Here is a 13293-nt window from a genome sequence, read left to right as displayed (position 1 = left end):
TTTAAACCTCTTTATATCTTCTATTAATGGATTGGGCGTTGTTGCGTATTAACCCAAAGCAATTTGGACGTCAACACCTGCCGCTAAATCTAACTTCATTAACGCGTCCACAGTTTTGTCAGTAGGCTGAACGATATCAACCATACGCTTGTGAGTACGAATTTCGTACTGGTCACGCGCGTCTTTGTTGACGTGTGGCGAGGTTAAAACGTCGAAGCGCTCAATGCGAGTCGGCAACGGTACAGGACCACAAACTTGCGCACCGGTGCGCTTTGCTGTATCAACAATCTCTTGTGCCGATTGATCAATCAGGCGATGATCAAAAGACTTAAGACGGATACGGATTCTCTGGTTAGCCATGCCAGCAAGCTCCTAATATGTGCTTTGTTCATTCTTGCGCTGCAAGTGGATAAACATAAGCCGTTTGGTTAAAGATCTACTTTAAGCGGCTTCCCATTCTATCTCAGAATTGTCTCTTGAAGAGAACCAGCAGCGTGCCAAAAGCAAAATAATTTAAAGCCCCGCCGACTCTTCCAGTTATCGGAAAATCAGCAAAGCCATAATGAAATAGTGCTAGAAACGATGCTCTAGCTGTCATAGCAGCCGCTTTTTTCTTAGGCGGATGCTTATAATTCAGTGGTGTGTATTATACACACCTTGTCGCTCATTGCAAGGGTAATATTAATCCAAAACAATATCGTATTGTTCTTGAGTATATAAATTCTCCACCTCAAAGGTAATGACCCGGCCTAGTAGATACTCTAAATCAGCGACAGTATCGGCCTCTGTGGTTAGCAGTAAGTCGATCACTGCTGCATGAGCGACGACGGTGAACTTCTTTGGTGAGTTGTAGGTGCGCGCGCAGCGCATAATTTCGCGAAATATCTCAAAGCAGACGGTCTCAGCGGTTTTGACAAAACCGCGTCCTTCGCAAGTGGCACACGGCTCACACAGCTGTTGGCCTAATGACTCACGGGTGCGCTTACGGGTCATCTCCACCAGACCCAGCTCGCTGACTTGGGTGATATTAGTTTTGGCATAATCTTCGGTCAATTGCTGCTGTAAGCTACTTAGGACATCATCCTTATGCTCTTGCTCAAGCATATCAATAAAATCAAGAATGATAATACCGCCTAAGTTACGCAAGCGCAGTTGACGTGCTATTGCGTGCGTAGCTTCTAGGTTGGTTTTATAAACGGTATCCTCAAGCGATCTACCACCAACAAAAGAGCCAGTATTGACATCGATAGTGGTCATCGCCTCAGTTTGATCAATAATCAGATAGCCCCCTGATTTTAGATTCACCCGGCGTTTAAGGGCGTCACTTAAGTCATCCTCAACACGGTGTACATCAAACAAGGCCGGCTCAGCGGTATAATGAGTTATGCGATCATAAACAAAAGGCACAAACTCTTTGGCAAAGTGACGCAGTTGCGCGTAGATTTGCGCGTTATCAATAATGACCTTTTCGGTATCGATATGGACTAAATCACGGATGGAGCGCAGCGGCAATGACAGCTCTTGATAAATCAGCTCCGAGCTTTGATGATGGCTCATTTCTTGCCGGCGGGCACCAATAGTACGCCATAGCTGCAACAGATAGTAGATATCTTCTTCAAGCTTATTTACCGGGACGCGCTCAGCGGCAGTACGAGCGATCAGACCACCTTGCAGATTGACTGTTTGCATCAGACAAGTCAGCTCAGTCTTTAGGCGCGTACGCTCCTCCTCGCCATCGATACGCTGGGAGATGCCGATATGATCACTGGATGGCAAATACACCAAATAACGCGACGGCAAAGAGATGTTAGTGGTGAGGCGTGCGCCTTTACTACCCAGCTGATCCTTAGTGACTTGCACTAAAATGCGTTGACCTTCGTGCAGGCGATGTTGAATGAGGTTTTGGCTAGCCGCTGAAACGATTTCGGTGGTTTTGACTTCTGTGCTTTCAGCGCTTACTACCGGCGGCGTTGCAGCGAGTGTCGACACTAAGCTTTCAGCTTTGTCTTGTTGCATCTTAAGCGTGCTAGTCGTTTGGTTATCACTCGCTTGTGGATTTGCCTTGTGGCTAAGCTCGCTTTTACTTATAGATCTAGGAGGACGCTGCATGTCATTGACGTGCAAAAAAGCGGTGCGCGATTGGCCAATGTCGACAAAAGCAGCCTGCATGCCAGGTAGTACCCGTACCACTGTCCCTAAATAGATGTTGCCAACTAAGCCAAGTTTATGATGGCGCTCAATGTAGATCTCACTGAGTACCCCATTATCCATAACTGCTACGCGTGATTCCATCGGACTAACATTTATCAGCAGCTCTTCAGACATAATGCCTCTTCTTATATGGTCTTATATGACACAGCTTTATTGACAGTGACTCTCTTTAAAGATTTATAGTGTAGCAAATAGCACACTCTTCTGCCCACTACCCTGCCGTATCATTATGTGAGTTTGCTTCTCTTAGCTGACTTGCAGCTGGTCAATCACTGCTAAGGTCTGCGCCAAAGGTAGGCCTACCACATTAGTATAACTGCCATTGATACGGGTGACCCAAGCGGCTGCCAATCCTTGTATAGCATAACCACCCGCTTTGTCTGCTGGCTCACCGCTATCCCAATAGCTATCCATCATCGCGCTAGTCAATGGGATAAAGCTGACATCGGTACTTTCCATAATTTGCTGCTCTGCTATGATCTGCCACCGCGCTTCATTTCTACCCGCATTAATGAGCTGCACCTTGACCGCGCGTACCGCGGTCCAGACTTGATGAGTGCTATCCGACATCTGCTGCCACATACTATGAGCATGAGCGCGATCGACTGGCTTGACCAACACTGTTTTGCCATCAGCTAGCACGCCAATGGTATCTGCGGTCAACACAATAGCCGTACGCAAACTTGAAAAGTCCGCACGCTCAGCACTAGCTGCTAGCTGTAAATTCAACTGCTCAATAGCCGCATCAGACTTGTCTTTGACCATACGCTCTATATAAGTGGTGGGCAGCTCATCGCTGAAAGGGGTCTCGTCGATATCGACGCTCATGGTTCTAAAGCTCAATTGAGCCAAAGTTAGCAGCTCACGACGACGCGGCGAGCCAGACGCTAAAATGATATTAGACATAATATACTTAAAGATTTACTGATAAAGGCGAGGATTTATAAAGTCTCAAAAGCTTATAGTTAGGCTTAGTTTATAAACCTATGACTAAGCTTAACGAGTAAATTTGCGTAAAGCTAAGAGTACCAATGGCCAGCTAATGATACTTAACACTAATGAAAAAGCGGACTGGGCGACAAAAGTGCTTTGGGTGATTATTTGTAATAGCCACAGAGTCAATTGAAATATGAATAAACTTAAACCAGCAATTATCCAAGCGCTAAGCGTATTTAACTGCTTAAGATAAATACTAGAGATTTTAATCGTAAAAGCGACTACGACAGCGGCAAAAGCCTGCTGTCCAAGAAGGCTATCGGTCAATAAATCAGCGATAAGACCCACAGCAAAGGCGAGAAAAACCCCAGCGTAGCGTGGCTGGAATAATAGCCAAAAAATAAGCACCATCACCATAAACAAAGGTCGTAGCGTTGCCAAATACTGGCTCAAAGGATAGACGCTAAGCGATGAAGCTACTATGAAGCTCAAAACCATAGCGCTTATCAATAGCCCAGTAGGGTGTTCAGAATCCGGATACGCCATAAGTACTACCTGTGCAAAAGCTTAGCGATGATTGCTGACTGGTTAATTACTAGCTGCCTGATTAATAGGGCGCTCTTTATCCTGCAGCACTAAGACATAAGCATTATCAACAAAATTGGCCGCGGGCGTTACCTTGATACTCTTGAAGTTATCCGCTTGTGTGTCTTCGATATGGGCAATCGTACCGACGCGGTAGCCCGCTGGAATACGGCCGCCAAGTCCTGAGGATATCAGCACATCACCAACGCGCACGTCTGAGGTTTTAAATACATAGTTTAGACTCAAAGAAGTAGGCAAACCTACGCCCGTAACGATAGCGCGCTGACCGGTGCGCTTGACCGTCACTGCCACTGATTGCTGCTCATCACTAATGAGTAATACGCGGCTAGTATTAGGATAGACATTGATAACTTGCCCTAATATGCCATGCTCATCGATGACCGTCTGTGCCACTTGGACGCCATCGCGCTCGCCTTTGTTAATCACCACGATTTGCTTGAGCAGGTTAGTATCGGTGCCGATAACTTGTGCAAGATTGAGATCGAACTGTTCGGGCCTTGTGGTCGATAAAATACCTTGCAACCGCGCGTTTTGCGCCAGAATATAATCTTGCTGTTGTAGCTTAGCCTGCGCATGCAGCAACTGCGACTTGAGTTGCACGTTTTCGCGGCGCAGTGATTCTTTTGACTCCAAACTGCCGCTCGCCCAGTGTTTGGCATAACTTGGTAATATCGCTGACTGGTAAATCGGCTGCATAGAGGCATGACTAGTATCGCGTATCGGCTTAAACCACTCTGGGTTTTTACTATCAAACCACATCAAAACCAAAGCCACTATCAGAGCGATAGCAGTGATGCGTAATGACAAAGGCTGACGAGCAAAAATACTTGGAGTCATATAAGATCTAGCTTTTTAAAGAGTATAAAGTTCTAAGCGTTTGAGGTTTGCTGAGCTAATAGCAATAAAGGCCGTCTTAGTGACCGCCTTTATCAATAAATCTAATGAGGTTATGCTAACGATGATTACTCATTTATTCAGGCGTTTAGACAAAGATCATGTTCAAGCTTTTATTATTAATAAAATCAAGCGCCATACCGCCGCCGCGACTGACACAAGTCAGCGGATCTTCAGCGACCGTCACTGGTAAGCCAGTCTCTCTAGAGACGAGTTTATCCAAATCGCGCAGCAAAGCACCGCCACCGGTCAACACAATACCGCGCTCAGCAATATCTGAAGATAGCTCAGGCGGCGTCTGCTCAAGCGCGGCTTTTACTGCACTGACGATACCGCTCAAAGGATCGCTTAGCGCCTTTTGAATCTCTTGCGAATTGATCGTAAATGTCTTTGGCACTCCTTCAGCCATACTACGGCCACGAACTTCTACTTCTAGCTGCTCTTCTTCATTAAGCGCTGAACCGACTTCGGTCTTGATGCGCTCGGCAGTCGTTTCACCGATAACGCAGCCGTGAGTACGGCGTACATGAGTGATGATCGCTTCATCAAAGATATCACCGCCAATACGGATAGATTCGGCATAAACACAGCCAGATAGCGCGATAACCGCAATCTCAGTGGTGCCGCCACCGATATCAACCACCATAGAGCCGCTTGCTTCATGAACTGGCATGCCTGCGCCAATAGCGGCCGCCATCGGCTCCTCTAACAACAACACCTTACTTGCGCCCGCTGAAGATACCGCTTCGCGAATCGCTTTGCGCTCTACTAAGGTAGATTTGCAAGGCACACAAACGACTACATTGGGTTGGGCCAAAAAGCGCTTGGCTTTTACCTTGGTAATAAAATGCTTGAGCATCTTTTGTGTCACTTCAAAATCAGCGATGACGCCGTCTTTTAAGGGTCTAATAGCGGTAATATTCGCCGGTGTTCGACCTAGCATTTGCTTGGCATCGATACCTACGGCGGCAACCGTCGGATTTTGGGTGCGATTGCTGCGCAAAGCAACGACCGTCGGCTCATCGAGCACTACCCCTTTATTAGGGATAAAAATTAAGGTGTTGGCAGTGCCAAGATCAATGGCGATGTTACTTGATAAAAATCCAAACAGGTTCATGACTATTATATCCAGCGTCTTACAAATGAAGGCAAATGAGGCGGCTAAGGCCTACTTATTAGTATTACAAGATCAGCATTTACCGCCTATGGTAACGAAAGCTTACCTGTGCAACAAGAGGGCCCTAAACTACAAAGGTGAAAGTGGGCTAAATTATACCGATTTAGGACGGAAAAAACATGGGTATTTACAGGAGTGAAGCAATAAATAACATCTTAAATGCTAGAATTTGTTACAGAAACTAAAGCGATGCCGTTGATGATTGCTGTAACTAAGATACAAGGTGTCTCCTCTGTATGCTAGTTTTTATTATGACGCTACACCCATAACAACAGATTTATAGCTGAAACGGCCTCTCATTAAGCTATGATGAAATGGCAGTAGCAATAATGACCATAATATTAGAAATAAAGATCTGGTTTAGTGCAAAGCCGTCAATACATTGTGGTCAATTGGTGGCTAATGTGCGCCTCTACTCTGTAAACTTAGGTTAGATGCTTTATAATAACACTCATATGACTATCACTCATCAGCTACCCCTTTAAACTTTTGAATACTGGTAAGCTTCTCTTATTAATGAGACTTATCAAGGAGTAGCAACCCTATCTACTATTTTACTTTCCGTTGGAGAAATTATGTCACAGCAAGCACCCGACAAAACCTCTATTGATCACGACCATGTGAGCCGTGAAGAGATTTTAGAAATCGCTACCTTAGCACGTTTAGGAGTGGATAAAGACACCGCTGGCAGCTACGCTGAAGATATCAGTAAGGTTTTAGGTTTAATGAAGACTTTAGGCAGCGTTGACACCACAGGCGTTACGGCTTTATCTAATATTCATGAAGTCTGCCAAGCGCTGCGGAGCGATGTCGCCAAGCATGATATCGATCGCGAGCGCAACCAGTCCATGGCACCGGCGGTTGAAGATGGGCTCTATCTCGTACCGCAAGTCATTGAATAGCTTATAGATACCAGCTTATTAGGCCCTTCTACTTTTATTTCTCATTTAGCTTTATATTCATTAGCTTTATAACTATAACGGACGACACCTTATGTCTGAGATGCATCTCTTATCCACCGAGCAGCTAATTACAGGCTTGCAGGACAAACAATTCAGCAGCGCGGAATTAACCGATCACTACATCAAGCGCATAGAAAGCTTAGATAGTCAGATCAATAGCTTCATTACCACTACCTTTGACAGCGCTCGTGCGCAAGCAAGCGCTGCTGACGAGCTCCGCGCGCAAGGCGATAAGCGTCCCTTGTTAGGCGTACCGATGGCGCACAAAGATATCTTTTGTACCCAAGGTGTGCTCACTACTTGCGGCTCAAAAATGTTGCATAACTTTATCTCGCCTTATGATGCCACTATCGTTAGCAATATCCGCGAGGCAGGGATGATTAATTTAGGTAAGCTCAATATGGATGAGTTTGCGATGGGCTCAGACAATAGCAGCTCTTATTATGGCAAGGTACAAAACCCTTGGAATCTAGAGCGCGTTCCTGGCGGGTCGTCTGGTGGTAGTGCAGCAGCAGTAGCGGCAGGCTTTGTGCCTATGGCAACGGCTAGTGATACTGGCGGCTCTATTCGTCAGCCGGCATCGTTTTGTGGTTTAACCGGTATCAAGCCGACTTATGGCCGCGTCTCGCGCTTTGGCATGATTGCTTATGCTTCAAGCTTAGATCAAGCCGGTACGATGGGCCGCAGCGCCCAAGATTGTGCTTATTTATTGCAGCCGATGGTCAGCTTTGATGAGCGTGATGCCACCTCAGTCAAACACGATATTCCAGATTATGTGCAAGATATCAAAGATGCCGAAGCTGCTGCTGGCGACAAACCTTTTGCCGGACTACGGATCGGTGTCGCGAAGGAATACTTCACCGAAGGCTTAGATAAAGAGGTCGAACAAACCGTACGCGCTGCCCTAAAACAATACGAAGAGCTAGGCGCGACAATTGTAGAGGTTAACATTACCAATCCTGATATCACGCTAGCGACTTATTATATGCTCGCTCCGGCTGAGGCTTCCTCTAACCTATCGCGTTTCGATGGCGTACGCTTTGGCTATCGCTGCGAGGATCCAAAGGATCTCACTGATCTTTATACGCGTACGCGTTCTGAAGGTTTCGGCCCTGAGGTGCAGCGCCGCATCTTGACTGGCACTTACGCGCTATCAGCGGGTTACTTCGATGCTTATTATACCAAAGCACAAAAAGTACGCCGTATGATCGTTGAGGACTTTGAAAAAGCCTTTACTAATTGTGATGTTATCGCCAGTCCAACCGCACCGACCGCTGCATATAAGCTCAGTGATGATCTAGATCCAGCCGCTATGTATCTAGGTGACGTCTATACTATTGGGGTCAACTTGGCAGGCTTGCCAGCGCTTAGCCAACCAGTAGGTCTAACCTCTGAGGGGTTACCTGTAGGCCTACAACTCATTGGTCAGTATTGGCAAGAGAGCAAACTGCTGAGCACCGCGCATCTCTTCCAACAACATACCGATCATCATTTACAGCATTCGCTTATCGCTAAGAAAAACGCATAAGCTAACTGTTGACGATTGAATCACTTACTGTATAAGACTACTTGGTCTCGCAAGATTAAAAACTGGACTCTAATAAGGATATAAGATGACTGTTATCGATATGTTGAAACAAGATCACGGCTTAGATAATGACCAAGCCAATAGCTTACAGGCTGAGCTAAAAAAGTTAGAGGCATTCTTTGATAAAAACTTTGAAGATAGTCCAGAATTTTTCCAAAAGTTTTATAGCAAGTTTGAACAGATGATTGCCCCTTATGGTTTTGAAGAAGGTGATGCGAAACAAGCTGAACCTTTGGTAAGTCATCTGTATCTTCAAGGCGATTTTAAGATCTTGGTAAGCTACATTATCCCTGCTTTTTATCAAAGTGGCGGAGATAGCGAGATTTTCTCAGATACTTATACCCAACTGATGAATAGCTATTAAAGTCTGTTTATAAAGCAGAGCTAGTGTAAGGTTTACTACTTGTCGAAGCAGCGCTTGTATAGTGCATAAAACATACTCTGCGCTAGCTTGGCTAAGTAATGACAAGCAAAAATAAGCGATTATGAATATTGTTATCATCGCTAGCTATCATAAATATAGATTACTTTTTTAGCATACCGCTGTTTTATTTTAAATTTTTTCGATAGGATTTTATGATGGAAATGACAGAATTTGCAGTTCGTAAAGAATTGCTCGTCGACGGCTTTGAGGTCGTCATCGGTATTGAGATTCACTGTCAGCTTAATACCGACAGTAAAATATTCTCTAGCGCCCCCACTGACTTTGGTAATGAGCCAAACACGCAAGCGAGTATCGTTGATCTAGGCCTACCTGGGGTATTGCCTGTTCTGAATACTGGTGTCGTCGACCGCGCCTTGAAGTTCGGTATCGGTGTCGATGCAGAATTAGGACTATTTAATACCTTTGATCGTAAAAACTATTTTTACCCCGACTTACCTAAAGGATATCAAATCACGCAAATGGCCAATCCTATCGTCGGCAAAGGCTACATCGATGTAGTGGTCAATGAAGGCGAAAAGGGTGAGTACCCCAAGCGTATGGGCATCACTCGCGCGCATTTAGAAGAAGATGCCGGTAAGTCTGTCCATGATGCCGCCCCTGGTATGACTGGCGTCGATCTTAACCGTGCTGGCACGCCATTGATCGAGATCGTCTCTGAACCAGATATGCGCTCAGCGGCCGAAGCTTTGGCTTATATCAAAGCCATCCATCAACTAGTGACTTGGCTTGGCATCTCAGACGCTATCATGGCAGAAGGCTCGTTCCGCTGCGACTGTAACGTTTCTGTGCGTCAGCCGGGCGGTGAGCTTGGTACCCGTACTGAGCTGAAAAACCTGAACTCGTTTCGCTCTATCGAGCGCGCTATCACTCGTGAGATCGAGCGTCAAATCGATATTATCGAGGACGGTGGTAAAGTCGTACAAGCCACTATGCTCTACGATCTTGAAAAAGACGAAACCCGCGTTATGCGTACCAAAGAAGATGCCAACGACTATCGCTATTTCCCTGATCCTGACCTGCTGCCTGTACGTATCGAGCAAGCCACTGTCGATGCGATTAAAGCGGCTATGCCTGAGCTGCCTGTTGCCCGTCGAGCCCGGTTCGAAAGCGAGCTTGAGCTGTCTGAATACGATGCGCGTATCTTGACCGGTAGCCGTCAGATTGCTGATTACTTCGAAGCCGTCGTTAGTGAGGTCGGTCAAGACAATGTCAAGACTGCGGCGAACTGGGTCATGGGCGATTTGCTCGGCGCTTTGAATAAAGATGATACGGATATTACTGACTCCCCTATCAGTGCTAAGCAAATGGCAGGACTGCTTGCAAGACTGTTCGATGATACTTTATCAGGTAAACTCGCCAAAAAAGTCTTTAGCGCCTTGTACGCACGTGAAGGTGGCGATGGCGATGATGCGGCGGATAAAATCATTAAGGATAAAGGTCTTAAGCAAGAGACTGACACTGGCGCGATCAAAGCTATCGTCGAAGAAGTCATCGCTAATAATCAAGCGATGGTCGATGAATATAAAGGCGGTAAAGAAAAAGCCTTTAACGGTCTGGTCGGGCAAGTTATGAAAGCCAGTCGCGGAAGTGCCAATCCGCAACAGGTCAATCAGATCCTAAAAGAGCTGTTGGGTTAGTGCCTTATCAGAGAACAATGACTGTTATAAACGCAATTAAGGGGTAATAATGGGCCGTAACAATTAGCTCTTGCAATCTAAAGAAATTTGGGTAGAATAGCAGTCATTCGGGGCGTAGCGCAGTCTGGTAGCGCACTACACTGGGGGTGTAGTGGTCGCAGGTTCAAATCCTGCCGTTCCGACCAAACACAATAGTTAGACAGAAAAGCCAATCATTGTTTTCAATGGTTGGCTTTTTTTGTGTTTGGATTTTGAATCGCTAGTTTCTAGACATAAAAATGGGTGTAAGAGACAAAATTCATGCTAAACAGGTGCTTTGGTTATCTTACTCAATGCCTGATTAATAATAAAAGTCTTGGCGCGAATACCATTAAAGCCAAACGACTCTAAGCGCTCAGTATGTTTAGCTTGATATCTATTAGCGTCCTCTAAATTATCAAACACATATATTCCGCCGGCCTCTTGCGTGTCTTCGTTCTCTGTCCATAGCTTATAGACCAGACCACTCTCAGTCGCGATGTCGCCAGCCAAGTCCTTCATTTGCGTATAAAACTCATCACCAAAAGGGCCACTGTACGGAAAATCCATTTGTAAAAGGTACTGCATAATTCGCTCCATTATTTATTGATGCTCAAGCTTATTACTCTATCATAAAGCATGCTCAACCATATAAAAGGACTATAGCGTTATAGCACTCTATTTAAATACTTGCGCGTAGTTCGCGAGTGAAAATTCTGTATCAGCTTTGATGTCCGTATCGGCTGTTTGGGCATGTAGATCGGATGAGCTATCCGGTAAATCCACCCAGTAGCTTTGCGGATGGTTAGCTTGCAAATACTCATATAGATACTGTCTGGTATTATCGACAATCTCATTATCTTTTGGATAGCTTGAGTCAGGCTGCCACTGATTATATATCAGCGCATGTAGGGTCAATGAGCGGCTTTTTATGGCCTCAATGCTCAGTAACGTATGGTTAATACTGCCAAGTCTGCCAGAGCTAACTAAAACAACAGGATAACCCTGCTCGGCGATATAATCCAAGGTTAGTAACGTATCGGTAATAGGTACCATAAGCCCGCCAGCACCCTCTAACAGTACGATATCGTAATCCTTTAGCAGTGCATTGGTCGACGCTGTGATAAGCTCAGGGTTGATCACCGTATGCTCAAGCGCGGATGATAAGTGCGGCGAGGCAGGCTTGCTAAAGACGTAAGGACAACTCGTCCCCTCCTTATCTACTGTCTGTAGAGGGATACCCATCATACTTCTATGGGCGATGATATCCTCTGCAATATTGGAGCACCCTGTTTGCACAAGCTTTTGCGTGATGACCTTGTTCCCTTGCTCGTGCAAAGTTTTGGCCAACTGCCCTGTCGCTACTGTTTTGCCAATATCGGTATCTATACCACCGATGAATAGTACCGTCATAGTTATCAATCCTTATTTTGAAGCGCATAAAATTTTAGCATTTTATTGATGACAATATACCGTTAGAATGACTAGCGGCATCATTGTAGTAGCCAAAATCTAGTGACTACTGATGCTAATACTAGAATCAAATAACCTTTAAATTAATGTAGGATTGCTGTTATGACCAGACCCACGCTTGACTGCGTCAATGATCACTTAGATATGCTCCGTGCTAACGATCAGTATCGACAACTTCCTAACATTAAGCATCAAGATCAGTGCATCATCGCTGATAATCAATCCCTGCTAAATATCTCCAGCAATGACTACTTAGGTTTAGGCAATGACACTGGCTTGCAGAGCGAGTTTTTGGCTCAGCTGCAAGCGCTTCCTGCGGCGCAGCTACCCAAAATGGGCTCGACTTCCTCGCGTCTGCTTACAGGTAATCACGAGCAGTTGCAATTGCTCGAACTAGACTTACTCAAGTGGTATCACCTTGCCTTATCAGATGATGAACGTCAAACCTCCACCAAGTCTATCTTGGTGCTCAACAGTGGCTATCACGCCAATATTGGGATTCTGCCTGCGCTTGCCAAACTGCCCCTTGAGACTTGTATACTATCAGACGACTTGATACACGCAAGTATGATAGATGGTATCCGTCTTATCCGTAGCAAGCAGTGCACTTATAAGCGCTATCGTCACAATGATTTAGCGCATCTGAAAGCTATTATTGACAGCTTAGATAAGTCTGTTGAACGCATTATCATCGTCACCGAAAGTGTCTTTAGTATGGATGGCGATCGCGCGGACTTAAAGGCCTTGGTCAAACTCAAAGCGGGCGATCCCCGAATTGAACTCTATGTCGATGAAGCGCATGCCGTCGGCGTCTTAGGTCATAATGGACTGGGTTTGAGCGAGGAGACGCAAACCTTGGAGGACATAGATTATCTCGTCGGCACCTTTGGCAAAGCTTTTGCCTCAACAGGCGCTTATATTATCTGTGATGAAAAGGTGAGAGAGTGGTTAATCAACCAAATGCGCTCCTTTATCTTTAGCACCGCACTGCCCCCTATTATGCACAGTTGGACCCGCTTTATCGTAGAGAAGATGCCTTCGCTTCATCCTCTGCGTACGCACCTAGCGCAGTTATCGATGCAAGTGCGAGACGCTATTGAGTCTACAAGTAGTAGCTCGATTAGCAGCTATCAATCACCTATTATCCCTTATGTACTTGGAAGCAATGACAAAGCGATAAGTAAGGCCAAGCAGCTGCGGGAGGCGGGGTTTTATGTACTGCCCATTCGCCCACCTACCGTCCCTGTAGGCACAGCGCGCATTCGACTGGTTATGAATGCTAATCTCACAATACAGGACTGTGACCGTTTAATATCGCTCTTATAAAATACTGAAGTTGTTTTTTG

General features: G+C 45.6%; 13 protein-coding genes and 1 tRNA gene. 6 read left to right on the top strand and 8 right to left on the bottom strand.

Annotation, left to right across the window (positions count from 1 at the left end; translation table 11 throughout):
• Positions 1-48 precede the first annotated feature (48 nt).
• The 6 genes from rpsJ to ACS8E3_RS10645 form a co-directional block, all read right to left on the bottom strand.
• Positions 49-360 (bottom strand): 30S ribosomal protein S10, encoded by a 312-nt coding sequence (gene rpsJ / locus ACS8E3_RS10670; RefSeq protein WP_025644420.1) that lies wholly within the window; start codon positions 358-360, stop codon positions 49-51.
• A 321-nt stretch (positions 361-681) separates the two neighbouring features.
• Complete coding sequence (locus ACS8E3_RS10665; RefSeq protein ID WP_439244083.1) at positions 682-2325, bottom strand: Rne/Rng family ribonuclease; 1644 nt, start codon at positions 2323-2325, stop codon at positions 682-684.
• Between the two features lie 132 nt (positions 2326-2457).
• Positions 2458-3117 carry a Maf family protein gene (locus ACS8E3_RS10660; protein WP_439244082.1) on the bottom strand — a complete coding sequence of 220 codons (660 nt, stop codon included), beginning with the start codon at positions 3115-3117 and terminating at the stop codon, positions 2458-2460.
• A 90-nt stretch (positions 3118-3207) separates the two neighbouring features.
• Entirely contained in the window at positions 3208-3693 is a 486-nt protein-coding gene (gene mreD / locus ACS8E3_RS10655) for a rod shape-determining protein MreD (protein WP_439244080.1), read from the bottom strand.
• Positions 3694-3735: 42 nt separating this feature from the next.
• Positions 3736-4590: a rod shape-determining protein MreC gene (gene mreC / locus ACS8E3_RS10650; protein ID WP_439244079.1), complete on the bottom strand. Its 855-nt coding sequence runs from the start codon at positions 4588-4590 to the stop codon at positions 3736-3738.
• A 145-nt stretch (positions 4591-4735) separates the two neighbouring features.
• Positions 4736-5773, bottom strand: coding sequence for a rod shape-determining protein (locus ACS8E3_RS10645; RefSeq protein ID WP_025644429.1), 1038 nt, complete (start codon positions 5771-5773; stop codon positions 4736-4738).
• A gap of 626 nt (positions 5774-6399) precedes the next feature.
• Here ACS8E3_RS10645 and gatC point away from each other — a divergent pair.
• From gatC to ACS8E3_RS10620, 5 genes are all read left to right on the top strand, one after another.
• The gene (gene gatC / locus ACS8E3_RS10640; protein ID WP_439244077.1) at positions 6400-6726 is read left to right on the top strand and encodes an Asp-tRNA(Asn)/Glu-tRNA(Gln) amidotransferase subunit GatC; all 327 of its coding nucleotides are present in this window, start codon (positions 6400-6402) and stop codon (positions 6724-6726) included.
• A gap of 91 nt (positions 6727-6817) precedes the next feature.
• A complete protein-coding gene (gene gatA / locus ACS8E3_RS10635; protein ID WP_439244075.1) occupies positions 6818-8314 on the top strand; it encodes an Asp-tRNA(Asn)/Glu-tRNA(Gln) amidotransferase subunit GatA in 1497 nt (498 codons plus the stop codon).
• An 85-nt stretch (positions 8315-8399) separates the two neighbouring features.
• Positions 8400-8738 (top strand): hypothetical protein, encoded by a 339-nt coding sequence (locus ACS8E3_RS10630; RefSeq protein WP_439244073.1) that lies wholly within the window; start codon positions 8400-8402, stop codon positions 8736-8738.
• 215 nt (positions 8739-8953) lie between these two features.
• Positions 8954-10456: an Asp-tRNA(Asn)/Glu-tRNA(Gln) amidotransferase subunit GatB gene (gene gatB, locus ACS8E3_RS10625; RefSeq protein ID WP_439244071.1), complete on the top strand. Its 1503-nt coding sequence runs from the start codon at positions 8954-8956 to the stop codon at positions 10454-10456.
• Between the two features lie 108 nt (positions 10457-10564).
• A tRNA-Pro gene (locus ACS8E3_RS10620) sits at positions 10565-10641 on the top strand.
• Between the two features lie 118 nt (positions 10642-10759).
• On the opposite strand, the gene ACS8E3_RS10615 is transcribed toward ACS8E3_RS10620, so the two are convergent.
• Positions 10760-11062, bottom strand: a complete 303-nt coding sequence (locus ACS8E3_RS10615; RefSeq protein WP_439244069.1) for a monooxygenase — start codon at positions 11060-11062, stop codon at positions 10760-10762.
• A 90-nt stretch (positions 11063-11152) separates the two neighbouring features.
• Positions 11153-11887 (bottom strand): dethiobiotin synthase, encoded by a 735-nt coding sequence (gene bioD, locus ACS8E3_RS10610; RefSeq protein WP_439244067.1) that lies wholly within the window; start codon positions 11885-11887, stop codon positions 11153-11155.
• A gap of 162 nt (positions 11888-12049) precedes the next feature.
• On the opposite strand from bioD, the gene ACS8E3_RS10605 reads away from it, so the two are divergent.
• Positions 12050-13273 carry an 8-amino-7-oxononanoate synthase gene (locus ACS8E3_RS10605; RefSeq protein ID WP_439244065.1) on the top strand — a complete coding sequence of 408 codons (1224 nt, stop codon included), beginning with the start codon at positions 12050-12052 and terminating at the stop codon, positions 13271-13273.
• Positions 13274-13293: the final 20 nt, after the last annotated feature.

It is taken from the genome of Psychrobacter sp. 2Y5, assembly GCF_051847375.1.
Classification (GTDB): Bacteria; Pseudomonadota; Gammaproteobacteria; order Pseudomonadales; family Moraxellaceae; genus Psychrobacter.
Note: the sequence above shows the minus strand (reverse complement) of the source record. Positions and strands in the feature narration are given on the sequence as shown.